Here is a 23931-nt window from a genome sequence, read left to right on the forward strand (position 1 = left end):
CCGCCGCGACACTTTGACCCGTACGGCCGTCATCCGGGCGCCGAGCGGGTCGAGCGATCCGGTCGCTCGCCTCAGGAACGCCGAGAGGTCAACGATGACCCGTATCCCCTTCGGTCCGGCCCTCAGCCGCCGGTCCGTGCTGCGCCTCGGAGCAGGCGCCTCAGCAGGTATCGCCCTCGCCCCGCTGACCGGGTGCGCGGGCCCCACCGGTGCCCCCGGGCCCGGCGCCATCACCCTCGGGCTGAACCGCTCGCTGGTCAGCCTGGACAACAAGCTGAACCAGTTCGACGCGGCGGTCACGGTCCAGCGCGCGGTGCGCCAGGCGCTGACCCGGATCGGCAAGGGGCTCCGGCCCGAGCTGGTGCTCGCCGACCGCTTCGAGATGACCGGGCCCACCGCCTGGACGGTGCGGTTGCGCCAAGGCGCCCGCTACTCCGACGGAACGCCGGTCACCGTCAAGGACGTCTCGACCGCCCTGAGGATGTACGCGGGCGTCAACGGCTCGTTCATCGTCGGCCTGTTCCCCGAGATGCCCACCGTCGAGCCGGTCGACGAGCGCACCTTCCGCCTGCACACCAAGCGCCCGGTGCCCATCCTCGACCAGCTGATGGCCAACATCCTGATCAGCCCCGCCGCGCGGAACCGGCCCGAGGAGCTGTCCGGCGGTGTGGGCTCCGGCCCGTACGTGGTCAGCTCGGCCAACTCCGGCACCGGTGAGTACACCCTGGACGCCAACCCCCGGTACTGGGGGCGGCGCCCCACCGTGGACCGGGTGCGGGTGCGCTTCGTCCCCGAGGAGTCCAGCCGTGTCGTCGCCGTGCGCAGCGGTGAGCTGGATGTCATCGACACCATCACCCCCGACTCCGCCGAGCAGCTCAAGGGGTTGCCGGGGGTGCGTCTGGACCGCACCTCGGGCACCCGCGTCAACCAGCTCTTCTTCAACTTCCGCAAACCGCGCGGACATCCGCTGGCCGACGCCCGGGTGCGCGAGGCGCTCAGCTACGCCATCGACGGCGAGGCCCTGGTGCGCGATGTGCTCACCGGTTCCGCCCAGCAGGCCGAGGGCGTCATCCCGCTCGCCCTCAAGGGCTCGGTGCGCACCGGCCGTTATGTCCATGACCCCGGCAAGGCCCGTAAGCGCCTCGCCGCGCTGGGCGCGAGCGATCTCAAGGTGAAGATCATCTGGGAGTCCGGCGAGTTCCCCGCGGACACCTCGGTGATGGAGGCCGTGCTGGAGATGCTGCGCGCGGTCGGCGTCCGCGCCACTCTCCAGCAGTTCGAACCGGGCGGCGACATCCAGCAGTGGCGGCAGGGCCGCCGGGGCGACTGGGACGTCCTCGGCAACGGCTTCTCCGTCCCCACCGGCCACGCCTCCACCAGCCTCCAGGGCATGTACGGCGGCACCGCGGAGAAGGAGCGGACCCGGGACACCTACCAGGGCTATGTCTTTCCGCGGATCGCCGCCCGGCTGGCCGACGCCTCCGCCGAAACGGATGGGAAGGCGCGGAACACGAAGCTCGCCGCCGTCCAGCAGCAGATCTGGGACACCCGCCCCTGCCTGTGGGCCTTCGTCCCCGATGTGGTGCTGGCCCGCCGCACCCGAGTGCGCGATGTGCGCCTTCTGCAGCTCAACTCCTACGATCTCGCCGCCGTGCGTCTGGAGGGCTGAGCCGTGACGCGTTATCTGATACGCCGCCTGGGCCAGAGCGTCCTGACGGTCTTCCTGACCCTCTCCACCGTCTTCGTCCTGGTCCGCATGGCCCCCGGCGACCCCGCCGCGGCCCTGGCCGGGCCCAACCCCTCCAGCGCCGACCTCGCCCGGATCCGGGAGCAGTTCGGCCTCGACCGCGGACTGCTCAGCCAGTACGGGCTCTTTCTGCGCGATCTGTTCACCGGCGACCTCGGCACCAGCTACTCCTTCCACGCGCCCGCCCTGGACGTGGTGCTCGACCGGGTGCCCTACACGATCACCCTCTCCCTCTCCGCGATCGCCCTCACCGCGCTGGTGGCCGTGCCGCTGGGCGTATGGATGGCCCGCCGCGCCGACACCAAGCGCGAGCTGGGCGCCAATGTGCTGACCATCGCCGGGCAGTCCATGCCGGACTTCTGGATCGGCGTGATGCTGCTGACCCTCTTCGCCGTGGCCGTTCCGGTGCTGCCCGCCTCCGGCTTCACCACCTGGGGCGGACTGGTGCTGCCCACCGTGACCGTGGCGATCCTCCAGATGGCGCTGATCTCCCGGCTGGTCCGCCGTGAGATGGTGGCGGCCCTCGCCGCGCCGTATGTCACCGTCGCCCGCTCCCGCGGGGTCTCGAACCGCGTACTGACCTGGCGCTACGCCATGGGCAACTCCGCCATCCCGGTGCTCACCGCGCTCGGCACCCGCTTCGCCGCCATGCTCAACGGCGTCGTGGTGGTCGAGGTGGTCTTCGGCTGGCCCGGTGTCGGCTCGCTGGTCGTCCGCGCCCTGGAGACCCGCGACTATCCGCTGATCCAGGCGACCGTCCTGGTCACCGCCGCCCTGGCGGTCCTCGTCCAACTCCTCATCGACCTGGCCTACCCGCTGCTCGACCCGCGGGTACGCCTGGGAAAGGCGGCCTGAGATGAAAGGCGCCCTCGAAACCCCCGCCGAACCCCCAGCCCCCGCGAAGGCCGCCCCCGCGCCCCGCCCCAGCGCGGTCACCGCCCGGGACCTGGCCCGCGCCACCGCCACCCGGCGCCGCCGCAGCGCGAGCCTCAAACTGTGGGCGGGCGCGGTGTGCACCCTGCTGGTGGTGGTCCCCGTCGCCCTCGCCCAGGTGCTGCCCCTGCCCGGCGCGGGCGACCAGGACCTCTCCCGGCGCCGGCTCGCCCCGCTGACCGACGGCCATCTCTTCGGCACCGACCAGCTCGGCCGCGATGTGCTCTCGCGTGTCCTGCACGGCGGCCAGGTCTCGCTGTCGATCGGTGTGCTCGCCGTCGTCGTCTCCGGCCTCATCGGCATCGTCGCGGGCGCCGCCGCCGGGTACTACGGCCGCTGGGTGGACGCCGTCGTCTCCCGGCTGCTGGAGGCCCAGATGTCGCTGCCGCTGCTGATGATGCTGCTGCTCGTCGTGGCCCTCTTCGGCCCCTCCGTCACCGTCATCACCTGTGTCATCGCCATCGCCCAGTGGCCCGAGGTGGCCCGGCTGACCCGGTCCTTGGTGCTGGTCGAGCGGGAGAAGCCGTATGTGGCCGCCGCCCAGGTGCTGGGGCTGCCCCGGATCGCCATCCTGGCCCGCCACATCATCCCCAACATCGTCCGCCAGGCATCGCTCGTGGTCCTGCTGCTGCTCGCCCAGGCGGTGCTGCTGGAGAGCGCGCTGAGCTACCTCGGTGCGGGCCCCCAGCGGCCGTTCGCCACCTGGGGCCGGATCATCTCCGACGGCCAGGACTACATCACCACCTCCTGGTGGCTGGTGACCCTGCCGGGTCTCGTCATCGTGCTGCTGGTGGTCGGGGTCAACCTGCTGGGCGACGGGCTGCGCGACCGTACCCGCCGACGTGCCACGGAGGGCTCCCGATGAACGACACCCGCGACACCCGAGGCACCAGCGACACCCGCGACACCGGTGCCCCGGGCCTCCTGGTGGAGGTCGAGGACCTGCAGATCGAGCTGATCACCGACCGCGGTGTGGTGCGCGCGGTCGACGGGGTCGGCTTCACCATCGGCTCCGGCGAGACGGTGACGATCATCGGCGAGTCCGGCTCCGGCAAGTCCACCACCGCGATGGGCCTGCTGCGGCTGCTGCCCGAAGGGCTCGCCGTCCTCTCCGGGACGGCCCGGATCTTCGGTGCCGACGTCATCGCCGACGCCAAGGCGGCCGGGCGGATCCGCGGCCGCGGGGTGTCCCTGATCCCCCAGGACCCGATGACCGCGCTCAGCCCGGTGCACACCATCGGCCGCCAGCTCGGCGAGGCGCTCCGGCTGCGCCACCCGGGGATGTCCCGTGCCGACGCCCGCGCCAAGGGCGTCGAACTGCTCGGCCGGGTACGGATCCCGCACCCCGAGACCCGCTGGGGCGCCTACCCCCACCAGTTCTCCGGCGGCATGCTGCAGCGCGTCCTCATCGCCATCGCGCTGGCCGCCGAGCCCCGGCTGCTGGTGGCCGACGAGCCGACCTCCGCGCTCGACGTCACCGTCCAGGCGGGCGTCCTCGACCTGCTGATGGAGCTCCAGGAGCGCACCGGCATCGGCATCCTGATGATCACCCACGATCTGGGCGTGGCCCGGCTGGTCTCCGACCGCATCCACGTCATGCGCGGCGGCCGGTTCGTGGAGTCGGGGCCGGTCGAACAGATCGTGGACCACCCCCGCGAGCGGTACACCCGCGATCTGCTCGCCGCCGTGCCCACCCTGGGCCCCTGGCACGAGACCCCCGCCGCCGTCACCGAGGAGGCGCTGTGACCACACCCCTGCTGGCCGTCGAGGACCTGGTGGTCGAATACCCGGTCGCCGGCGGTGTCTTCCGCGCGGTGGACGGCGTCAGCTTCTCCGTCCCGCCCGGCGGGGCGCTCGGCGTCGTCGGCGAATCCGGCTGCGGAAAGTCCACCATCGCCCGCTCCCTCGTCCGCCTGCTGCGCCCCACCGAGGGCCGGATCCTCCTCGACGGAACCGATATCGCGGGCCTGCCCGAGCGGCGGCTGCGCCCGCTGCGCAAGCGGGTGCAGATGGTCTTCCAGGATCCGTACGGCTCCCTGGACCCGCATCTGACGGCCGAGGAGATCGTGGCCGAGCCGCTGCGGCTGAACGGCATGCGCTCGCGCGCCGAACGCGCCCGCCGCGCCGCCGTCCTCATCGACCAGGTGGGGCTGGACTCCGGTGCGCTCCAGCGGCGCCCGGCCGAGTTCTCCGGCGGGCAGCGCCAGCGGATCGGCATCGCCCGCGCCCTGGCCAGCGGCCCCGAGCTGCTGGTGTGCGACGAGGCCACTTCCGCGCTGGACGTCTCCGTACAGGCCCAGGTCCTCCAGTTGCTGCGGGAACTCCAGGCCGAACAGGGGCTCGCCTACATCGTCATCTCCCACAACCTCGGAGTGGTCCGCGAGATCAGCTCCGAGGTGGTGGTGATGCGCGCCGGGAGGATCATCGAGTCCGGACCGACCGGCACCGTGCTCTCCGCGCCCGCCGACCCGTACACCAGGGCGCTTCGGCGGGCGGCGCTCGACCCGACGACCATGCGGGGACGCAAACCGCGCGCCCTCGTGTCCGCGATCGCGACCGACCAGGAACCCGGAGCAACGCAGTGAACGCGCATCCGCAGCCCCACACCACCACCCAGGCGTCGCCCGGCGGGGTCGCCCTGCCGGGGATCCCGGTGCCGCTCTCGCGGCTGGTGCTGGGCACCATGACCTTCGGCGACACGGTGGACCGCGCGGGCGCCGCCGCGATGCTGGACACCGCGCTGGACGCCGGGGTGACCGGGGTGGACACCGCCAACGCCTACGCGGGCGGGACCACCGAGACGATCCTGGCCGAGCTGCTCCCCGGCCGCCGCGACCGGATCGTGCTGGCCACCAAGGCCGGTATGCCGCACCCCGACGCAGGCGACCACTCACCGCTGTCCGCGCGCGGGATGCGCGCGGCCCTCGAAGGCAGCCTGCGCCGCCTGGGCACCGACCATGTCGACCTGTTCTATCTGCACCAGCCCGACCGCTCCACGCCGCTGGAGGAGACGCTGGGCACGGTCGCCGAGTTCGTCGCCGAGGGCAAGATCCGGGCGCTCGGCGTCTCCAACTACGCCGCCTGGCAGATCGCCGAGATCACCCACACCGCCGAACGGGTCGGCGCGCCGCGCCCGGTGGTCGCCCAGCAGCTCTACAACCTGCTGGCGCGGCGCATCGAGGAGGAATATTTGGAGTACGCGGCCACCAGCGGACTGCGCACCATGGTCTACAACCCGCTCGGCGGCGGGCTGCTGACGGGCCGTCATACCTTCGAGGAGCAGCCGGAGTCGGGCCGCTTCGGTGACTCCCGGGTGGCCGCCATGTACCGGCAGCGCTACTGGGACGCCGGGCTCTTCGAGGCCGTACGCGACCTGGGCCGGATCGCGGACGAGGCGTCCATCCCGCTGACGGACCTCTCGCTGCGCTGGCTGCTGTTCCGCGACGGAGTGGACGCTCTCCTGCTGGGCGGCTCCCGGATCGAGCACCTCCGGTCCAACCTGGAAGCGGCCACGGCGGGGCCGCTTCCGGAGGATGTGGTGGCGGCGTGCGACGAGGTGGGGGCACGGCTGCGTGGGCCGATGCCCGCATACAACCGGTAGGCCCGTGGTTTCCCCCACCCCGCCTCTTCCCGGACCAAGGGGCTCCGCCCCTGGACCCCGAACGCCCTTCAGGGCGGTCCTTCCGGACCGGGGTTCCGGATGGGCATCGGGCCGCGCGGCCCGGTCGGTCGGTGCCTTGCGGCCCCGGCCGCAGACATACCCGTACCACCGCAACCATGAGGAGCCCGGCGCCCATGACCGCCGACCATGACACCGCGATGCCGCCGACGGACGGACGGCTCCGGCCGCGCCCGGGCGACCCGGCGCGCCAGGAGGCGTTCCTGCCTGCGCCCGCCGTCCAGAACCACGCCGCGAACCTCACCGTGCTGCCGGGAGGGGACCTCGGCTGTGTGTGGTTCGGCGGCACGCAGGAGGGCGTACCGGACATCTCCGTGTGGTTCTCCCGGCTCGCCCCGGGCTCCGGCACCTGGACCGAGCCGGTCCGGCTCTCCGGCGACGACACCCGCTCGGAGCAGAACCCGCTGCTGTTCCCCACCCCGGCCGGGGAGCTGTGGCTGCTCTACACCGCCCAGCGGGCGGGCGACCAGGACACGGCGGAGGTCCGGCTGCGGGTGTCCGCCGACGCGGGCGCCACCTGGGGCGCGCCGCGCACGCTCTTCCCGGCCACCGAGGCGGGCGGGGTGTTCATCCGTCAGCCGGTGGCCGTCCTGGACTCCGGGCGGTGGCTGCTGCCGGTGTTCCACTGCGTGGCCACACCCGGGGTCAAGTGGGTCGGCGACCACGACACCAGCGCGGTGATGATCAGCGACGACCAGGGGCGGACCTGGCGCGAGCGGCCCGTGCCCGGCTCGACGGGCTGTGTGCACATGAACGTCCACCAACTGCCGGACACCACCGTGCTGGCCCTCTTCCGCAGCCGCTGGGCGGACGCGGTGTACCGCTCGCACAGCACCGACGGCGGGGAGACCTGGAGCGAGCCGGTCCGCACCGAACTGCCCAACAACAACTCCTCCGTGCAGTACGTCCCGCTCGCCGACGGGCGGCTCGCGCTGGTCTACAACCACAGCAGCCGGGCGGACGCCACGGCCCGCCGCGTCTCCCTCTACGACGAGATCGACGACGAGGGGAGGACCGGCGAGCCCCCCGCCCCGGCCGCCACGCGGGACGACGCGGCACCCGGTGCCTTCTGGGGCGCGCCGCGCGCCCCGATGACCCTCGCGCTGTCCTCCGACAACGGCCTGACCTGGCCCGTACGGCGCGATCTGGACACCGGCGACGGCCACTGCCTGACCAACAACTCACGCGACCGGCTCAACCGCGAGCTGTCCTACCCCACCATCCGGCAGGGCTCCGACGGCACGCTGCACATCGCGTACACCTACCACCGCCGGGCCATCAAGTACGTCCGGGTCACGCCGGATTGGGCGGCCGATGCCTGAGCCCCGCCACGCCGTGGTCACCGGTGTCAGCTCCGGTATCGGCGCCGCGATCGCCGCCCGGCTGCTGGCCGAGGGGTGGCGGATCACCGGGATCAGCCGTACGGCCCCCGCGCACCCGGTCGCGGGGCTGCACTGGATCCCGGCCGATCTGTCCCGGCCGGAGGACCTCCCCGAGGTGCTCGCCCCGGTGTCCGGGGTGGACGCGATCGTGCACGCGGCGGGCGTTCAGCGCTCGGCGCGGCTGGGGGAGCTGGCGCCCGAGGACGGTTCCCTCATGTGGCGGATCCATGTGCAGGCGGCGGGCGTCCTGGTCGACACGCTGGTGGACCGGTTGGCGGACGGCGGCCGGGTGGTGCTGGTGGGCAGCCGGACGATGACGGGCGTCCCGGGCAAGAGCCAGTACGCCGCCACCAAGGCGGCGCTGCCCGCCCTGGCCCGGTCCTGGGCGGCCGAGCTGGCGCCCCGGGCGGTCACGGTGAACGTGGTGGCGCCGGGGCCCACGGACACCCCCATGCTGCGCGACCCCGGCCGCAGCGGCACCCCGCCGGTGATGCCACCGCTGGGCCGGCTCGTCCGTCCCGAGGAGGTGGCGGGTCTGACGTCGTTCCTGCTGGGCCCGGAGGGCGGCGCGGTCACCGGGCAGACGCTGGTGATGTGTGCGGGCGCCTCACTCTGACGGGGGTGGGGTGTCCGGGCGGGCGAGCGCCAGCAGCCTCGCGGTGTCCCCGGGCCGGGCCTGGAGCGAGGGCAGCAGCAGGGTCCACAGATCGGCCAGATGGTCCTCGACCAGCCGCCGCCCGTCGAGGGCCTCGGAGATGGTGTGCAGCCCGAAGAAGGCGAAGACGACGGTCCGGGCGGCGGGCAGCGGATCGACATGCGGGGCCAGATCGCCCTCGGCGCGGGCCTTCTCCATCATCTGTCCCACGGCGTCCATCCAGCCCACGAAGGGCGGTGGCATGGGCGCCTCGATCAGGGTGCGCTCGGTCCACAGCCGGGCCCCGGCCCGGACCAGGAGGTCATCGCGGAAGGCGCGGGCCACCGCGAAGCTCAGCCGCACGAGTTGCTCCAGGGGCGGCGCGTCGAGGGCGGTGTAGCGCTCGATCAGCGGGGGCCAGGTGGCGAAGTGCTCCTCCACCACGGCGAGGGCGAGTCTTTCCTTGCTCGTGTAATGGAAATAGATGGCGCCGCTGGTGTGACCGGACCGGGAGGTGATGTCGCTGATGCTCGTGCCGGCGTATCCCCGTTCGTTGAAAAGAAACGCGGCGGCCTCCAGAAGGGATCGGCGTGTTTGCTCGGCCCGTTCTTGCACGTGTTCGCCGTCCTTCAGCAGCCCGTCGGATGTGACGGAGAGAACTTAGCGGACTTTCGGCCTGTGATGGTGATGAGGCGAGACAGGTCAAACATTATTAGTATTTTAAGGTGATCGTTCGTGAGGCTCATGGCCTTTCGGAGCCGTCCGGTCCCACCGGGCGGCCGCTCAGCTGGTCCCGCACCGTGGCGCGGGAGGCGGTGCACCGGGTCTCGGTGGCCGAGGTGCTGCTCACCGACGTGCGTACGCACGGTGACAACCGGTTCGAGGCCGCCGCCCAGTGGCCGCGGTCCCATCCCACCTTCCCGCACGGCGGAGACGGCCGCCACCATCCGCTGATGATCGCGGAAACCCTGCGCGAGCTGGGGATCTATATCCCCACGCGGTACTACGCGGTGCCCGCGGGGGCGCACTTCCTGATCCGGGACATCTCCTACCGGCTGGACCCCGAGACCGAGCCCCGGGCGCCGTACGGCGCCTCCGACATCACCTGCCGGGCCGCCGTCACCGACATCCGCACCACCCCCTGCGGACGCTTCGTCTCCGGGATGCGGCTGGATGTCGTGCTGTCCGCGGGCGGCAAGCTCTTCGCCTGGGCCGGGGGCACCGCGCGCTTCCTCGACGGCACGGCCTACGCGGAGACCCGGTCCGCCTTCCACGGGCACACCGCGCGCCGCAGGCTGCGCGCCGCGGTGCGGCCCTCACCTGCGCAACTGGCCGTTTCCGCGGCTCGGGACGTGCTGGTGGTACAGGACGGGGGAGTGGTCTACCTCGACCCCGCCGACCCCCGCCATCCGTTCTTCTTCGACCACTGGAGCGACCATGTGCCGGGCCTGGTACTGCTGGAGGGCGCCCGTCAGGCGGCGGCGCTGGCCACCGGCGGGACGCTGACCCGGCCCGTCGCCTGCCGCATGAAGGCGATCCGCTTCACCGAGTCGTTTCCGCCGGCCGTGGTCGAGTGCACCTCCCACGGCCGGACGTGCGTCTTCCGGCTGCGCCAGGCCGATATCTGCACGGCGGTCGGCGTGCTCCAGTACCTCTGAGCGACGAACACACTGTGCGACGAACTCATGGGCGACGAACGGCCTGAACGACGAACAAATCGCCGACACTGAGTGACCCCTTGCTTACTGCGGGTCATCAAACTAACGTAGTGATCGTTATGTTTCGGGCAGGCGAACCTCACGGCCTGTACGACAGCAGCGGTCGGCGCACGGCGCCACTTCCGAGCCGCCAGGACATTTCCACTGAGCGGCTCCCCCGCAAGTACAGGCACTCCCTGCGCCGATTCCTCCACCTCCCATGGAACGGCAGACAGATGACAGCCGAAAAGTTTCTCGGATGGACCCCAGCCGCCATCGTCTTCGACTGCGACGGCACCCTGATGGATTCCGAACGACACTGGGTGGAGGCGCGCGAAGTGGTCCTCAGAAACCACGGAACCGCCCCCGACGAGGAGTTCGCGCAAAGCACGAAGGGGCTCCACTACACCGAATGCGGCCGTATGCTGGCCGAATTCGCCGGCCGCCCCGAGCTCGCCGATGAGATGACCGAACAACTCCTGGACGCCTTCCGCCGACTGGTGGCCGACGACCCGGTCACCATGCCGGGAGCGCCCCAACTGGTCGCGAAGGCGGCGACGTTCGCCCCACTGGCCGTGGCCAGCAACTGCCCGCGCGACGTCGTCGAGGACGGGCTCGCCAAGGCCGGGCTGCTGCGGTACTTCGGCCATGTGCTGGTCCCCGAGGGGCAGGTGCGGCCCAAGCCGTATCCCGACGTCTATCTGGAGGCCGCCCGGCTGTGCGGCGCGGCCCCCGAGGACGCCCTCGCGGTGGAGGACTCCCACTGTGGGTTTCTGTCCGCCTCGCGCGCCGGACTGAGAGTGCTCGGCGTCGGGCCGCGGAAGCCGGTGGACGAGCCCCCGCCGGTCGATGTGTGGGTCTCCACGCTGGCCGACCCGGAGCTGGTCAAGTGGGCGGACTCCCGGGCGGCCTGAGGGGCTGACCCACGCTCACCGCCTGGTCGGCGGGTTCCGCGCGTCACTTCTTCCCGTCGTGGCCCGTATGGCTCGCCGAGCCGTCCATGCCCTCCATGCCGTCCCCCTGCTTCATCCCGCCATGGGACGCGCCGTGGGACATCCCCTTCTCGAGGGATCCGCCGAGCTTCTCGCGCAGGGGCTCCAGTGAGCTCATGGACAGGCCGGTGACCGACCAGCGCTTGCCGACCAGGTACATCCCCCCGTAGTCCTTCGACGTCGTCAGCCAGTCGTGCTGGCCCTTGTCGGTGGCGAAGGTGACCATCGTGAACCGCTTCCCACCGGACCCGCAGGCGCCCTGGCGCAGCTCGTCCGCCTCGGTGATGACCGTGGCCTTGCAGCCGATGGCGTCGGCGATCTGCGTCAGCGGCGCGGGCTTGCCGGGCTTGGCGAACTCCTTGGTGGCGGGGGACACCTTCTTCTGCTCGTGCTTGGCCCCGTGTTCCTGATCGCCTCCACCGCAGCCGGCCAGGAACAGCAGGGCCGCGCCGACCGCGGTGGCACGGAGTGCGAGTGACACATCAACCTCCCGTAGAAAATCCGGCGGGGCGGCCCGGGCCGGACGGCCTCGGGCCACCCGCCGCGGTGGACCGTAAGTGATGGAGTCTGTCTTACTGGCCCGCCTTCTTGCCCTTGTCGGTGACCGCGAACCAGGTGCCCTTCACGCCCTGGCCGTTGATGTCACCGGGCTTCTTGTCGCCGGTGAAGGTGTACAGCAGCCAGCAGTCGAACGCCGCCTGCTTGGTCCCGTCGGGGCGCTTGAAGGAGGTGACCTTCGCGGCGTCGAGCCCGGCGACCTTCGTGGTGTCCACGGCCTTGACGGGCTTCCAGGTGTCCAGGCAGGCACCGAGGCAGCCGGTCTTCATCGGCCAGGCGCTGTCCTTGTCGAACCGGTAGACGGTCATGCCCTTGCCGTCCACGATGATCTTGCCCAGCTCGGCGTTGTTGTTGACCATGAGCTGGAGGCTGTCGTCCGCGGCCGCGGTCTTGCCGGCCGGCTTTCCGTCGGGCGCCAGCGCGTTCCAGGTGCCGCCCACGCCCTGGCCCTTGGTGTCACCCGGCTTGGCGTCGCCCGCGAAGCGGTAGACCGGCCAGCCCGCCAGCGTCAGTTGTTTGGTGCCGTCGGAGCGGGTGACCGAGCCCAGCTTGTCGGCTTCGATGCCGGTGGTGGCCGCGGCGTCGTCCGCGGGCACCGCGGGCCACTTGGTGGCGCAGTCGTCGTTGCAGTTGGACTTGGCGGGCTTGGGGGTGTCCTCGTCGAACCGGTAGAGGGTCCAGCCCTTGCTGTCGGTGACGAACTTGCCCAGCTTGGCGTCCTCCTTGACCGCGAGCTGCTTCGCCGGACCGGTGCGCCCGGCCTCGCCGCCCGCGGCGGCACCGGTGTCGCCGCCCGCCTCGTACCCGCCGGTCGCGCCGGCCACCGCGCCCGCGCCCGCCGACGCGGAGGCCCCCGCACCCACGGTCTGACTGCCACCCGCCGGCTGCACGTTGGCGCTGCCCGCGGAGTTGTCCTTGCTGCTGCCGCAAGCCGCCGTCAGCAGAACCATCGCTACCGACACCCCGGCGAACGCGATGTGACGCTTCTCCATGACCATCCCTCTGCAATCTCGATCGGTCCGGCGATGATTGCGCCGACGTCATGTCCATACGGAGCCCATGCGGACCGGCGCTCAGCGGCTTCCGAATTTGTCACCTGACGCAAAAAACGCCGGATCCTTGAGCGCACAGCAGTCGACGGCCGTTTCGCACGGCCGTCGTGGTGTGGGGTGGTGCGGTGGATCACCCTGCTGCCTACTCCTCGATCCGCAGCGCCAGGGCGGGGCAGCGGCGGACCGCGCGGACCGCCTGGGCCCGCAGCTGCCGGGGCACCTCCATCTTGGCCGAGGCCGGATAGCCGTCGATGCCGAGCGTGAGCACCTCGGGCGGCAGGATGTCCGCGCACAGCCCGTGGCCCTGGCACAGCGACCAGTCCACCAGCAGCTTTTCCATCGGCCCCCGCTGGGGGCGCTCGTCGCGCGCCGCGGGGTTCAGCGGGGCGGGCGGCAGGGCCAGCGGCAGCGCGTCCTCCGGCAGCGGGAGGATGCCCATCGTGGGCCGTCCGCAGCCGGCGCCGAGCGCATGCGCCTCGAACTCCTCGGGGAACGCGTCCAGCGCGGTGGTGACGAAACCGGCGGTGCCGTCGGGATGGCTGCAGGCCCCGCGCCCCCGCACCGAGTTGACGTAGGCGCGCACATTGTCGATCGAGGACTGGCCGCCGCCGCGCTCCACCTGGCCGATGGCGTCCGCGAGCGCCGGCAGCCCCATGAAGCAGGGCCCGCACTGACCGGCCGTCTCGGCGGCCAGCCAGCGCGCCACCCGCGCGGTCTCGCCGAGCGGGCAGGTGTTCTCGGGGATGGGCAGCACCGCCCCGGCGCCCAGCCGGGCACCGTACTTCTTCATGGACTCCCGGGAGATCGTGGCGGCGTTGATGCTCCGGGGGTCCAGCCACTTGCCGTGGTAGCCGCCCACCAGCACCGCCTGGCCGGCGGTGAGACCGCACAGCTCCAGGACGTAGGTCAGCGGCACCCCGGTGGGCGTCTCCATCACGTACTTGCCACCGACCGTCAGCAGCGTCGTGCCCGGTTCGGTGGGCAGCCCCACCGAGCGGTACGGCAGGGCGCCCATCCGCGCCGCCACCGCGAGCTGGGCGAAGGTCTCGGTGTTGGACAGCAGGGTGGGCAGACCGCTGAGCCCGCTGTCGCTGGTCCGGATCTTCCGGCCATTGGGGATGGCCGGGGCGCCGCTGATGCCGTTGATGACCGCGCCGCCCTCACCGGCGACGAACCGGTCCGGGGTGCGGTTCACCGACACCGGGACCCCGCTGGGGCCGCGTTCGGCGATGGCGGCGGCCACGGACTCCTCGACATCGGTGCGGTGCACCGCGATGGCGACCTCCTCGGCACCGAGCGCCTCGGCGGCCAGCACGGCGCCGTCGATCACCAGATGCGGGGTGTGCAGCAGCAGCGCGGTGTCCTTGAGGCAACTGGGCTCGCCCTCGCTGCCATTGACCACCACGGCGCAGCGGCCCTCGCGCCGGCCGGCCGACTCCACGACGGCCTGGACCTTGGTGGCGAAGGGGAAACCGGCGCCGCCGCGCCCGCGCAGATCGATGTTCTCCGCGAGCGCCACGAGTTCATCCGCCCGGAGGGCGGGCATGGTGCCATGAACGGTCAGATGGCCGACCCGGTCGAGCCGGTACACCTCGTCGAGCCCGGCCAGCAGCCGGGGCGGATCGACACAGGCGAGCCTGGGTTTGGTCGTGATCACCGGTCCCACCCGCGAGAGGCACCGAGCGGCTGACTGTCACGCGAGCCGGGCTCGGCCGAACGGGGGCGCGGCACGGTGGGATCGGCCCGCCGGGTCCGGCCCTCCTGCATGCTGCGGGCGGGAGGGTTCCTGACCTCGATGCCGTCCGCCCGGTCGATGTCCTGGCGCCGCCGCGCGACCAGCCGCAGCCACAGCGCGATGGCCACACCGGCCAGGGCGGCGATGTAGCCGTAGGTGGCCCAGGTCTTGGCGGCGCGTCCCGCCTTCAGGCCGTGGATCAGCGCGGCGCACCACGCCGGGTAGGCGCCCACATGCAGCGCCCGCCACCAGCGGTACCGCCAGCGGGAGTTGCCGGCCGAGGCGAACGAGCTGCGCACCGCACCCGTCACCGCGGCGATCACGAAGAGATAGCCGGCGATGGTGCCGAGCCCGATCAGCACCGGCTGATTTGCGTCAGCGAACGGCAACACGATGGACGCGGCGTTGGTGTGGCTCTCCGCGATCTTGACCCAGATGTGAACGGCCAGGAAGAGCAGACCGGCGACCGCGGCCGCCCGGTGGACGGCCTGGGCCATCAGCCGCTGCCTGGTGTGCAGGATGAGCTGGTCGGTCGCGGCGAGCCCCCACAGCACCGCCGACGTGAGACAGACCAGCGCGAGCACACCCGCGCCGAAGTCGAGGAACACGAAGGTTTTGGAGAACGCGCCGGCGTCCCACGCCACATACAGGGACGCCGCGATGGAGCCGAGGATGGCATAGATCCGGATGTGGCGTGGCCATCCCATCCCGGATGGATCACGCTGCTGAGTCCGGCGAGCGGCTCGTCGTCCGCCTCGAGCCCGGCGTCCCCCGTGACGCCCCTGCGAGGAGGGGAGCGGCGTTTGGGACATGGACATTGGAGCCTCCCGATCGCGCGGATTCGCGCGGGTGACGAGATACGTCAAAGTCGTCTTGGGGGCAGCAGCTTCTCGGAAGTACACGTGATCTCCATAAGATTTGTCGTAACGTGACAACTTCTAGTGGACGGACCCCGCCCTCGCCGTTCCCGGCTGATCCAATGTCGTTTCAATGGCAAAGATCCGGCAAAGTGTCGGGACCGGGAGGGGGCCGGGTCCTCTATGACGTAGCGGAGGACCCTCGACTCCCTGACCGGTACTGGACGAACCGGTCACGGAGGCAACCTCCACGGACCTGGCCGACCCCCCAACGGCCAGGTCTCCCCCCGGCAAGAACGAGGTAATGATGGGCGAACTCGTGAACCGCATCTGGTCCCGCCCCCGTGGCGAGTGGACCCGCGTGCTGCGCAATGAACTCCCGTCCCTGGCCGACGAGGTGGTTGAGAACCTTCGGCACAGAATTCCGGGATTCGCCGAACTTCTGGAGGACTCTGAGCGAGACAAGGTCCGAGGGGGAGTCGAGCAGGCTCTCCTGACGGCACTCGGCCACCGCAAGGCGGGCGAGGACGGCGCGGGCGAGCAGGCCGCCGCCCCCGCATCCGGTGAGGAGGCGCTGGCCGAGGTGCCGCCCGAGCGGGCCCGGCGCGATCTGTTCGAGGCCCTCATCGGTGAAGTGGCGGTCTCCGAGCGCACCCTGATGGAGCTCTCCCGGGCCGCCCGGTGGCCGCTCCCCGAGACGGTGCAGGCCATCGCCCTGCCCACCCCGGGCGAGGCGCCGCAACTGGCCGCCGTGCTGGGAGACACCCTCATCGGCGCGGTCGGCGACGAGCTGTGCCTGCTGATCCCCGACCCGGACGCGGACCCGGGCCACCCCACCGCGGACACTGCCGCCACCACCGCCACCGCCGCCCCCCAGGAAGGCGACCGGGAGCCGGAGCGCGAAGCGCCCGCCGAGCCCGGCACCCGGGCGGCGCTGGAGACCGCGCTGCGCGGCCGCACCGCGGCCGTGGGCCATGTGGTGCCGCTCAACGACGCGTCCTCGTCCGTGCGGTGGGCACGGCGCCTGCTGACCCTGGCGCCCGCCCGCCCCGGCCCCGAGGCCCGGGTGCTCTTCGTCGACGACCATCTGTCGATGCTGCTGCTCCTGCAGGACGAGTCGCTGGTCCGGGCGCTGGCCGCCCGGTGGCTCAAGCCGCTGGTCGGGCTGACCCCCCGGCAGAGCGAGCGGCTGCAGATGACGTTGCTGGCCTGGCTGGAGGGCGGTGGCGCGCCCGAGGCGGCCAAGGCCCTCAAGGTGCATCCGCAGACCGTGCGCTACCGGCTGCGCCAGATCGAGAAGCTCTTCGGGCCGGGCCTGCGGGACCCCCGAATACGCTTCGAGCTGGAGATGGCGCTGCGCGGCCGCAGGCTGATGGCGCAGATGGACCGGATACGGCGCCAGGCGTCCCGGGTCGGCCGCCGGACCCGTGCCGGTGCGCCCCCCGGTGTCCGGCCGCTGGGCATCGCCAGGGAGGCGCGCGTCAACGGGCTCTGACCCGCAGAAGGCGAACCGCCGGCCGCGCTCACGCGGTCGGCGGTTTTCGCTGTCACGGGCCGATCCGGCGCCCGCCGCGCGGAGGCCCTCGTAGCGGAGCTACTTGGGTTTTCGCGCGGTGCGGTGAGAGGGCGTGCCGGGCGTCGCGACGCCGCGGAGATCCGCCAGAAGGGCCCTAGCCTCGCGCCCCGGCGGGCGCCGCCGTACGCGGGGCCGTACGCATCGCCGCGTTCAGGCCGAGCAATTCGCCGTAGGCGTGGGAGCAGAAGGCGCATCCGGCCAGATGGCGCGTGAGCGCCCGGCCGCGCACCCCGCCCCGGCGCACCGAGGCGCCGATCAGGCCGCTGTAGTGCCGGCACCGGTCGTCGCGCGCCGACTCAAGATGGGCCCGCAGATACGACTCGCGCAGCCCCTCCCGGGCCCGGAAGGCCAGCGAGGTCACCCCGCTGGGGGAGATGCCCAGGACCACGGCCACCCGGTGCGGGGGCTCCTCCTCGACGAGGGTCAGCCACAGCACGGTCTGCCAGCGCTCGGGAAGTCCCCGGAAGCTGCGGATGAGCAATCGGCGGTCCTCCCGGGCCACCAGATGCTGCTGGGGATCGGCCGTGGACGCGTACTGCCGCCAGGACTCGAAGTCGGCGGTCAGCAGCACCCGGCGCGCCCCGGCGCTCCACTCCGTCGCCGTATGCCGTACCACCGTGAGCAGATACGGCCGCCAGGGACCCCGGGGTCCGCCCCCGGCGCGAACGGCCTGGAAGGTGCGGAAGAACGCCTCGGAGGCCAGGTCCTCAGCGTCATGCGGGTCACGGCAGCAGGTCAGGGCGTAGCGCAGGGTCGCCGCGTGGTGGCGGCGGTAGAGCAGGTCGCCCGCCGCCGGGCTGCTGCTGCCCGACCGGTAACCCTCCGCCAGCTGCCGGGTGAGCTCCTGGTCCGGGACGGGGCAGACCGGGCGGTTGGTATGTCCCCGGCCCTGGAGCCCCTCGGTGTCCGGATGTCCCGCCGCCGGTGGGCCGGTGGCCGCGTCGTCGTCCGCGGCCTCGTGTAAGTGCGCGGTGGCAGCGCGGCGCGCGCCGGCCGAACGGCCGACGCGCGCCTGGTGACTGTGTTCCATCAGCCGCACTGCTTGCCGCTGTTGATGCAGTCCACCGCCTCGTTCATCAGGTCCTCCGACATCACGTTGATGAAGTCGTCGTGGTCGGTGATGGGCTTGTGCAACTGCTCGGGGAAGCCGTCCACGGCGAACGGGGTGTTGGCCGGCACATCGTAGGTGATCGTGTTCACCAGCTGGGGGATGGCCTGGAAGCCGTTGGGGCAGGAGCCGTCCTCGCCCGCGAACGCCACGTGGTCACGGTGGTTGGCGCTGTCGATGTTCTGGCCGTCCCAGCAGCTCTGGAAGTCGAAGGTCCGGGTAACGGAGCTGCCCTCGGGGCAGAGCGGGTACTTGTCGGTGAGCTGCCGGTCCTCGAAGCCGGTGCAGCTCCAGGAGGCGTTGGCGTTGGCGTCGCCGTTGGTGAACGCCTTGGCGTCACCGGTGATGATCCGCAGGAACTTCGGCATCGCCGTGACCTTGCTCTGCGCGTTGCCCTTGAACTCGATCTTGGAGCTGGTGGGGGTCAGGATCGTGCCGACGTTGCCCTCCTGGCCGCCGCCGAGCTCATTGGCGTCCGCCTCGTCCTTGCCGTCCTGGGCGCGGACCACGGGCCAGTAGTACGTCGACTTGTCGTCCTGGTTCTCGCAGGAGGTGCCGCCCTGCTCGAAGGTCTGGTTGTTGGCGAAGGCGTCGTTGCTGTCGTTGCCCACGTAGTCGTGGGTGTGGTGGGCGCCGTTGCCGACACCGGGCGCGACGATGACGTTGTCGCTGTTGCGCAGCTCGGGGTCGCCGACGCCGCACTCCGTGGCGAAGGTGCCGGTGGAGCCGTTCTGCTGGGCCTGCGGCGGCTGCTGGACGTTCGGCTGCACCTTGGTGATGTCGACGAAGTCGTCCTGCGAGGGGCCGTTGCCCGCCTGGCCGCCCGCGTTGCCGGGCACGTCGTTGGCGCCCTCGCCGCCCTGGTCGCCGCCGCCTTGCTGGTCGTCGCCCTGCTGGTCGCCGCCCTGCTGACCACCTTGCTGGTCGCCGCCTTGCTGCTGGCCACCCTGCTGGTCGCCGCCTTGCTGGTCGCCCTGCTGCTGACCGCCCTGGGTGGCGACCTCCTGCCACTTGCAGTCGGTCATCCCCTGGAGCTGAGAGTTGTCGCCGCCCATGGCCGAGCCGATGTTGTCCATCGTCCGGGAGCGCTGGTCGTTGAGCTTGGAGAGCACCGCGTCGTTCGAACCCTGCTGCTGGTTCATCTGCTGGTAGGCCTTGGCCACCTGGTTGTCCAGCTCGGCCAGGTTCTTGTCGACCTTGGGCCTGGCCTTCTCCGGCACATCACTCAGCTTCTGCCCCACATCGGGGCACTGGATCGTCCCCGCCTTCGCGGCCACGGTGTTGTTCTGGCCGGAGTCGCCCTTGTCGCCGTGGGCGGACGCGTTGGCGGCGATGATCGCGGCCCCGCCACCGCCGAGCGCCAGGGCGGCGACGATGGCGACGGTCTTATTGGTGAACCGCCCGCGTTTGTGGGTCTGTTGCCTCATAAGATCACTTCACTTAGTCGTTAGAGGGTGTCGAAGTCGACAAGCCCGGTGTCCTCGAGGACCGTGATGTGGTCGAGAACGATGGCATTGGCCCTGGTGGCCAGAGATCTGACCATGGAGTTGCGGCTCTCGGCTCGCACCTGCGCCACAAGGTTGAACACCTTGCCGTGGGCGGCGCGCAACCGGTTTGCGAACACCCGCTCGAACTGGGCGCTGCTGCCGGCGCTGGTCATCTCGTTCAGCCAGCCCTGTTGCTGTGCGTTGGGCTGGTTGGGCAGTGGGATCCCGAGTGCCCGGCCGACCTCCTCGGAGCGGCGGTCGAGTTCGGTGTGTCCCTCGATGAGATGCTCACCTGCGGTCTTCACCGCGTCCCGAACGTCCCGCTCCTGGGCGAGCCGCCCGGCGGGGAGCTCCCACGTTCCGGCGAGCCTGACTTTGCGGACAAAGTCCCGGTCAGTGGCCGTGAGCGGCCCGTACTGGGTGCTGACCGTCCCACCGCCGTCGTCCGTGACGCCGTTGCGCGGCAGGGCCGCGCTGCTCTCGCCGAACAGCGACACCGGGATGAGGATCGCCGCCAGTGTGACGGCGAGCGCCCCAATGATGAGCCCGGTGCCGATGGTTCGGCTGGAGGCGATGGGTCTGATGAGCTTTGCTGGTGGCACAGCGCCCTCCTTGGTTCGGAGTGACACCGGACGCTAGTACCTCGTGTGGCTCGGTCGTGGAGACCTCATCACCAGTGAATAAAGCCGGGACAGAGATCACTTCTGGCTGCTACCCTGCGCGGCCGCGATCCGGAGGGGCGTTGAGAAACTTTTTCCCGCCCGGTTGAGCAACTCACCGGGCCCGTACGTACGGCAGGGAGAACCCGGTGCCCGGCCGCTCCCGAGCGGCCCGCCGCGCACCGTCCCGACGACCCGGAGGCGCCCCGCCGTGGATACGACAGCGCGGAAGACCACGCCCACCAGGCCCCGTCATCCGCTGAGAGCCGAGGCCGGATGCGGTGACTGCCGGTACTGCCCCAGTTTGCCGTCGAGGACCCGGGCATCGGGGTGGTTCAGCTCCTGGAGAATCTCCAGGGCCCCTCGCCAGTCGGTGAGCGCGGTGGCCAGGTCGCCCTGGGCCAGCCGGGTATCCCCCTGGTGGTGCAGTGTGTCGGCCTCCAGGTACCGGTCGCTGATCTCGCGGTAGATGGCGAGCGCCCGGCCGTACGAGGTCAGGGCGGGCTCATACCGTCCGAGGTGGTGGTACGCGTACCCCAGGCTGTCCAGCGCGGCGGCCTCGCCGGCCGAGTCGCCGATCCGCCGGTGCAGTTCGACGGCCTGGCGGCAGTGGGCCAGCGCGTGCTCGTACTCACCGCGGAGGATATGGGTCCAGCCGATCTCGTTGAGCACGCTGGCCTGTCCGCTGAGGTGTGCCGCGGCGCGGTAGTGGTCGAGCGCGGGCCGGTAGTGGTCCAGCGCCTCCTGGTAGCGGCCCTGGCTGTTGGACAGAAAGGCCAGAGAGCGCAGGGTGCGGGCCTGTCCGCCCGCCTCGCCGAGCTCCGTGAACAGCTCCAGCGCCCGCTCCAGATGGCCGCACCCCTCCTCGTGCCGGCCCAGCCGTCCCTCGGCGAACCCCAGAGTGCGGTGGCTGTGCGCCTGGCCGAGCCGGTCGGACAGCGCCCGGGCCGCCCCCAGCGCGGTGCGCTGGATGGCGGTCTGCTCCTGCCAGTGGCCGCGCCGGTCCAGGAAGAGCTCCATCGTCACGGCCAACCGCCAGGCGTGGGACGGGAATCCGTGGTCGCGGGCGTGCTCGACGACCGACAGCAGAACGACCCGCTCGGCCGAGAGCCATGCCTCGGCGCGGTCCTGGCCGCCGAGGTGCTCGGGCGCGGCGTCGGGCCGGGCCGGGGACAGCGGCAGCGGTTCGGTCCGGCGCGGGGCGAGCAGCGTGGCGGCGGTGCGCGCGGTGTGCAGATAGTGGTCGAACATCCGGTGCCGGGCGTCGTGGCGGATCTCGTCCGGGTCGTGGTCCTGGACCAGCTCCATGGCGTAGGCCCGCAGCAGATCGTGGAAGGTGTAGCGGCCCGGGGCCTGCTCCACCAGCAGATGGGCGCGGGTGAGCGCGGTCAGCAGGGCACGGGTGACCCGGAGCGGGAGCCCGGCCAGGCTCGCGGCCGCGGCGGCGGAGACCTCGGGCCCCGGATGCAGGGCGAGCAGCCGGAACAGCCGGGCGGCCTCCCGGTCCAGGGCCCGGTAGGACCAGGAGAAGACACTCCGTGCGTCGGTGCTCGGATCGGCGCCCGCGAACGCGTCGAGGTTTCCCTGGCTCTCGCGCAACTCCGCGGCGACAGAAGAAAGGGGAAAGGAAGGACGGGTCGCGGCCCGGGCGGCCACCACCGCCAGCGCGAGCGGCAGCCGCCCGCACAGCCGGATGATGGTCGCCACCGCCTGCGGCTCCGCGGCGACCCGGTCCGTGCCCAGCCGCCGGACCAGAGCCTCATGGGACTCGGCCGGGGACAGCGGCCCCAGAGTAAGGGGACGGGCCCCCTCGCTCGCTATCAGACCGTGGAGCTGATTGCGGCTGGTGACGATGGTCAGACAGCCGGGGGAGCCGGGCAGCAGCGGCCGGACGTGCTGGGAGTCCACCACATTGTCCAGCAGGATCAGCATCCGCCGCCCCGCCAGCAGACTGCGGTACAGCGCGGTCTTGGCGTCCAGACCCGTGGGCACCCGGTTCGGTGGAATCCCCAGCGCGTGGAGGAACGCTCGCAGCGCCTCGTTCGGCGACATCATCGAACCGGTCGGATCGAAGCCGCGCAGATTGGCGTAGAGCTGCCCGCCCGGAAAGCGGTGGGCGATCCGATGGGCCCAGTGCACGGCCAGCGTGGTCTTGCCGATCCCGGCCATCCCGTCGATCGCGCTGATCACCACCGGACCCGGTGATCCGGCCTCGGCGCCCTCGGGCAGCAGAGTATGGACACCGGCGAGTTCGGCATGGCGTCCGCTGAACGCGGGCAGGTCGGGCGGGAGCTGAGCCGGGCGAACCGCCGGGGCGGGCGGCGCCGCCGGAGGGGCCGGCTGGACCGGCTCGGCGGGGGCCGGGGTCGACCGGGGCACCACCTCGCGATGGGCGGCGCGCAGTTCGCGGCCGGGCGGTACGCCGAGCTGATCGGCCAGCCGGTTCCGCGCGGTCGAGAAGACCTCCAGCGCCTCGGCCCGCCGTCCGGTGGCGGCGAGCACCCGGATGAGCTGGGCCTGGAGGGTCTCGTCCAGCGCATGGTGGGCCGCGAACTGCTGGAGCACGGTGGGCAACTGCTCCGGGACCTCGGAGGCCAGCGCCGTCGTGGCGGCCTCCTTGGCGATGGCCAGAAGCTCCCGGTCGACACCGGAGAAGACGGGGTGGGTCTGGATGTCGGAGGGGACTCCGGTGGCGGTCGGCCCCTGCCACAGGGCGAGCGCCTGTGAGAAGAGCTCGGCCGCCCGCTCCGGCTCGCCCGCGGCGGCGGTGCGCCGCGCCGATTCGCTCAGCTTCCGGAAGCGCAGCAGATCCAGTGCGTCCGCGTCGGCGTTCAGCCGGTAGCCGCCCGAGCTGCGCACCAGCCGGCTGCCCTCCGCCCGCGTCGGCAGCCCGGGTTCCAGCAGCCGGCGCACCGACCCCACATGGCGGTGCACCACATTCACCGCGGTGCTCGGCGGATCCTGCGCCCAGAGCACGTCGACGATTTCGCTGAGCGCCACGGGCTGCCCCGCCCGCACCAGCAGCAGTGCGAGCAGCGCTCGCTGTTTGGGCGGACCCAGCTCCAGCTCGACCTCGTCACGCCACGCCCTGACCGGGCCTACCACCGTAAATCGCACAACTAGGGATCTTAGTCGAGCCCGTTTCGGGCACCGCGTTCTTCCGGCCGCCATGCGACGTCAGACTTTCGTCACTCAATCGGCGTCGCCCTTCTTTTACGCTCGCGCCATTGACACATGAGCCTCGGGGGGAACGAGACGATGAACATCCGCACGGCGGCCGTCACGACCGACGCCGACACCTTCTTAAGGACGCTGTACCGACGACACGGCTCGGCACTGCACCGCCTGGCGGCCCGGATGCTGGGCGGGGACTGGCACCGGGCCCAGGACATCGTGCAGGAGGTGGCGATCCACGCCTGGCAGCGCCCCATGGACGTCGGCCCCATGGACGACACCGTCCGTAACCGGCTGTTCACCGTGGTCAGCGACCTGGTGACCGATGGCGGCCAGGACCAGGCGGAGCGGTCGGTGGAGACGGCCGGTGAGGCGGAGCTGGCGCTGCTGACCGCGCCGGACGCGGTCGATCAGGCGCTCACCGCCCAGCTGGTGTGGGACGCGATGGCGGACCTGGCGCCTCCGCAAAGAGAGGTGCTGCTGCATCTGCACTATCTGGACCGCAGCGTCAGCCAGGCCGCCCGGGCGCTCGGGGTGCCTCCCGGAACCGTCAAATCGCGGACGTACTACGCGACACGGGCCCTGCGGACGGCCCTGCGGGCGCGTGGCGTCACCGAGTGCTGACCACCTCCGGACACCCGCCGACTGCTTTCTGATCGAA

At 71.7% G+C, this 23931-nt stretch carries 21 protein-coding genes; 12 read left to right on the top strand and 9 right to left on the bottom strand.

From position 1 onward, the window contains the following. Positions 1 to 94: 94 nt before the first annotated feature. From J5X86_RS23245 to J5X86_RS23280, 8 genes are all read left to right on the top strand, one after another. Positions 95 to 1669, top strand: coding sequence for an ABC transporter substrate-binding protein (locus J5X86_RS23245; RefSeq protein WP_208518673.1), 1575 nt, complete (start codon positions 95 to 97; stop codon positions 1667 to 1669). Between the two features lie 3 nt (positions 1670 to 1672). Continuing rightward, positions 1673 to 2602, top strand: coding sequence for an ABC transporter permease (locus J5X86_RS23250; RefSeq protein WP_014056758.1), 930 nt, complete (start codon positions 1673 to 1675; stop codon positions 2600 to 2602). 1 nt (position 2603) lies between these two features. After that, positions 2604 to 3545 (top strand): ABC transporter permease, encoded by a 942-nt coding sequence (locus J5X86_RS23255; RefSeq protein WP_078639233.1) that lies wholly within the window; start codon positions 2604 to 2606, stop codon positions 3543 to 3545. Beyond that, positions 3542 to 4426: an ABC transporter ATP-binding protein gene (locus J5X86_RS23260; RefSeq protein ID WP_208518674.1), complete on the top strand. Its 885-nt coding sequence runs from the start codon at positions 3542 to 3544 to the stop codon at positions 4424 to 4426. Before J5X86_RS23255 ends, J5X86_RS23260 begins: the two co-directional genes overlap by 4 nt. Continuing rightward, entirely contained in the window at positions 4423 to 5265 is an 843-nt protein-coding gene (locus J5X86_RS23265) for a dipeptide/oligopeptide/nickel ABC transporter ATP-binding protein (protein ID WP_059146152.1), read from the top strand. The genes J5X86_RS23260 and J5X86_RS23265 overlap by 4 nt, the downstream gene beginning before the upstream one ends. Continuing rightward, complete coding sequence (locus J5X86_RS23270; RefSeq protein WP_208518675.1) at positions 5262 to 6281, top strand: aldo/keto reductase; 1020 nt, start codon at positions 5262 to 5264, stop codon at positions 6279 to 6281. The genes J5X86_RS23265 and J5X86_RS23270 overlap by 4 nt, the downstream gene beginning before the upstream one ends. Positions 6282 to 6475: 194 nt before the next feature. Then, entirely contained in the window at positions 6476 to 7681 is a 1206-nt protein-coding gene (locus J5X86_RS23275) for an exo-alpha-sialidase (RefSeq protein ID WP_208518676.1), read from the top strand. After that, positions 7674 to 8357 carry an SDR family NAD(P)-dependent oxidoreductase gene (locus J5X86_RS23280; protein WP_208518677.1) on the top strand — a complete coding sequence of 228 codons (684 nt, stop codon included), beginning with the start codon at positions 7674 to 7676 and terminating at the stop codon, positions 8355 to 8357. The genes J5X86_RS23275 and J5X86_RS23280 overlap by 8 nt, the downstream gene beginning before the upstream one ends. On the opposite strand, the gene J5X86_RS23285 is transcribed toward J5X86_RS23280, so the two are convergent. Continuing rightward, entirely contained in the window at positions 8349 to 8990 is a 642-nt protein-coding gene (locus J5X86_RS23285; RefSeq protein WP_208518678.1) for a ScbR family autoregulator-binding transcription factor, read from the bottom strand. The genes J5X86_RS23280 and J5X86_RS23285 overlap by 9 nt on opposite strands. A 110-nt stretch (positions 8991 to 9100) precedes the next feature. Here J5X86_RS23285 and J5X86_RS23290 point away from each other — a divergent pair, with 110 nt between their 5' ends. After that, positions 9101 to 10033: a ScbA/BarX family gamma-butyrolactone biosynthesis protein gene (locus J5X86_RS23290; protein WP_208518679.1), complete on the top strand. Its 933-nt coding sequence runs from the start codon at positions 9101 to 9103 to the stop codon at positions 10031 to 10033. 275 nt (positions 10034 to 10308) lie between these two features. Beyond that, positions 10309 to 10986, top strand: a complete 678-nt coding sequence (locus J5X86_RS23295) for an HAD family phosphatase (protein WP_208518680.1) — start codon at positions 10309 to 10311, stop codon at positions 10984 to 10986. Between the two features lie 43 nt (positions 10987 to 11029). Here the strand turns inward: J5X86_RS23295 and J5X86_RS23300 are convergent, their stop codons facing one another. The 4 genes from J5X86_RS23300 to J5X86_RS23315 form a co-directional block, all read right to left on the bottom strand. After that, positions 11030 to 11545: a hypothetical protein gene (locus tag J5X86_RS23300; protein WP_208518681.1), complete on the bottom strand. Its 516-nt coding sequence runs from the start codon at positions 11543 to 11545 to the stop codon at positions 11030 to 11032. A gap of 91 nt (positions 11546 to 11636) precedes the next feature. Then, positions 11637 to 12614 carry an SCO0930 family lipoprotein gene (locus J5X86_RS23305; protein WP_208518682.1) on the bottom strand — a complete coding sequence of 326 codons (978 nt, stop codon included), beginning with the start codon at positions 12612 to 12614 and terminating at the stop codon, positions 11637 to 11639. Between the two features lie 202 nt (positions 12615 to 12816). Next, positions 12817 to 14331, bottom strand: a complete 1515-nt coding sequence (locus tag J5X86_RS23310; RefSeq protein WP_208518683.1) for an NADH-quinone oxidoreductase subunit NuoF family protein — start codon at positions 14329 to 14331, stop codon at positions 12817 to 12819. Then, the gene (locus J5X86_RS23315) at positions 14328 to 15116 is read right to left on the bottom strand and encodes a hypothetical protein (RefSeq protein WP_243981132.1); all 789 of its coding nucleotides are present in this window, start codon (positions 15114 to 15116) and stop codon (positions 14328 to 14330) included. Before J5X86_RS23315 ends, J5X86_RS23310 begins: the two co-directional genes overlap by 4 nt. A gap of 454 nt (positions 15117 to 15570) precedes the next feature. On the opposite strand from J5X86_RS23315, the gene J5X86_RS23320 reads away from it, so the two are divergent. Continuing rightward, positions 15571 to 16761: a PucR family transcriptional regulator gene (locus J5X86_RS23320; protein ID WP_208518685.1), complete on the top strand. Its 1191-nt coding sequence runs from the start codon at positions 15571 to 15573 to the stop codon at positions 16759 to 16761. A 175-nt stretch (positions 16762 to 16936) separates the two neighbouring features. Here J5X86_RS23320 and J5X86_RS23325 read toward each other — a convergent pair whose 3' ends face one another. From J5X86_RS23325 to J5X86_RS23340, 4 genes are all read right to left on the bottom strand, one after another. Beyond that, positions 16937 to 17872: an RNA polymerase sigma factor gene (locus J5X86_RS23325; protein WP_208518686.1), complete on the bottom strand. Its 936-nt coding sequence runs from the start codon at positions 17870 to 17872 to the stop codon at positions 16937 to 16939. Next, on the bottom strand, positions 17872 to 19377 hold the full coding sequence (locus J5X86_RS23330; protein WP_208518687.1) for a DUF1996 domain-containing protein: 1506 nt from the start codon (positions 19375 to 19377) through the stop codon (positions 17872 to 17874). Before J5X86_RS23330 ends, J5X86_RS23325 begins: the two co-directional genes overlap by 1 nt. Before the next feature lie 20 nt (positions 19378 to 19397). Next, entirely contained in the window at positions 19398 to 20039 is a 642-nt protein-coding gene (locus tag J5X86_RS23335; RefSeq protein ID WP_208518688.1) for a DUF4142 domain-containing protein, read from the bottom strand. Between the two features lie 309 nt (positions 20040 to 20348). Beyond that, positions 20349 to 23267: a BTAD domain-containing putative transcriptional regulator gene (locus tag J5X86_RS23340; RefSeq protein WP_243981138.1), complete on the bottom strand. Its 2919-nt coding sequence runs from the start codon at positions 23265 to 23267 to the stop codon at positions 20349 to 20351. A gap of 63 nt (positions 23268 to 23330) precedes the next feature. Between J5X86_RS23340 and J5X86_RS23345 the strand changes: the two genes are divergently transcribed. Continuing rightward, positions 23331 to 23894, top strand: coding sequence for a sigma-70 family RNA polymerase sigma factor (locus tag J5X86_RS23345; protein WP_243981140.1), 564 nt, complete (start codon positions 23331 to 23333; stop codon positions 23892 to 23894). Positions 23895 to 23931 lie beyond the last annotated feature (37 nt).

This window comes from Streptomyces sp. NEAU-YJ-81, assembly GCF_017592595.1.
GTDB classification, from domain to species: Bacteria; Actinomycetota; Actinomycetes; order Streptomycetales; family Streptomycetaceae; genus Streptomyces; species Streptomyces hygroscopicus_B.

Excerpts from the sequence above, each read along its gene's own strand:
- J5X86_RS23245 (WP_208518673.1), top strand. The coding sequence starts at position 95 with ATGACCCGTATCCCCTTCGGTCCGGCCCTCAGCCGCCGGTCCGTGCTG.
- J5X86_RS23255 (WP_078639233.1), top strand. The coding sequence starts at position 2,604 with ATGAAAGGCGCCCTCGAAACCCCCGCCGAACCCCCAGCCCCCGCGAAG.
- J5X86_RS23260 (WP_208518674.1), top strand. The coding sequence starts at position 3,542 with ATGAACGACACCCGCGACACCCGAGGCACCAGCGACACCCGCGACACC.
- J5X86_RS23275 (WP_208518676.1), top strand. The coding sequence starts at position 6,476 with ATGACCGCCGACCATGACACCGCGATGCCGCCGACGGACGGACGGCTC.
- J5X86_RS23280 (WP_208518677.1), top strand. The coding sequence starts at position 7,674 with ATGCCTGAGCCCCGCCACGCCGTGGTCACCGGTGTCAGCTCCGGTATC.
- J5X86_RS23295 (WP_208518680.1), top strand. The coding sequence starts at position 10,309 with ATGACAGCCGAAAAGTTTCTCGGATGGACCCCAGCCGCCATCGTCTTC.
- J5X86_RS23305 (WP_208518682.1), bottom strand. The coding sequence starts at position 12,614 with ATGGAGAAGCGTCACATCGCGTTCGCCGGGGTGTCGGTAGCGATGGTT.
- J5X86_RS23315 (WP_243981132.1), bottom strand. The coding sequence starts at position 15,116 with ATGGGATGGCCACGCCACATCCGGATCTATGCCATCCTCGGCTCCATC.
- J5X86_RS23320 (WP_208518685.1), top strand. The coding sequence starts at position 15,571 with ATGATGGGCGAACTCGTGAACCGCATCTGGTCCCGCCCCCGTGGCGAG.
- J5X86_RS23325 (WP_208518686.1), bottom strand. The coding sequence starts at position 17,872 with ATGGAACACAGTCACCAGGCGCGCGTCGGCCGTTCGGCCGGCGCGCGC.
- J5X86_RS23330 (WP_208518687.1), bottom strand. The coding sequence starts at position 19,377 with ATGAGGCAACAGACCCACAAACGCGGGCGGTTCACCAATAAGACCGTC.
- J5X86_RS23340 (WP_243981138.1), bottom strand. The coding sequence starts at position 23,267 with ATGGCGGCCGGAAGAACGCGGTGCCCGAAACGGGCTCGACTAAGATCC.
- J5X86_RS23345 (WP_243981140.1), top strand. The coding sequence starts at position 23,331 with ATGAGCCTCGGGGGGAACGAGACGATGAACATCCGCACGGCGGCCGTC.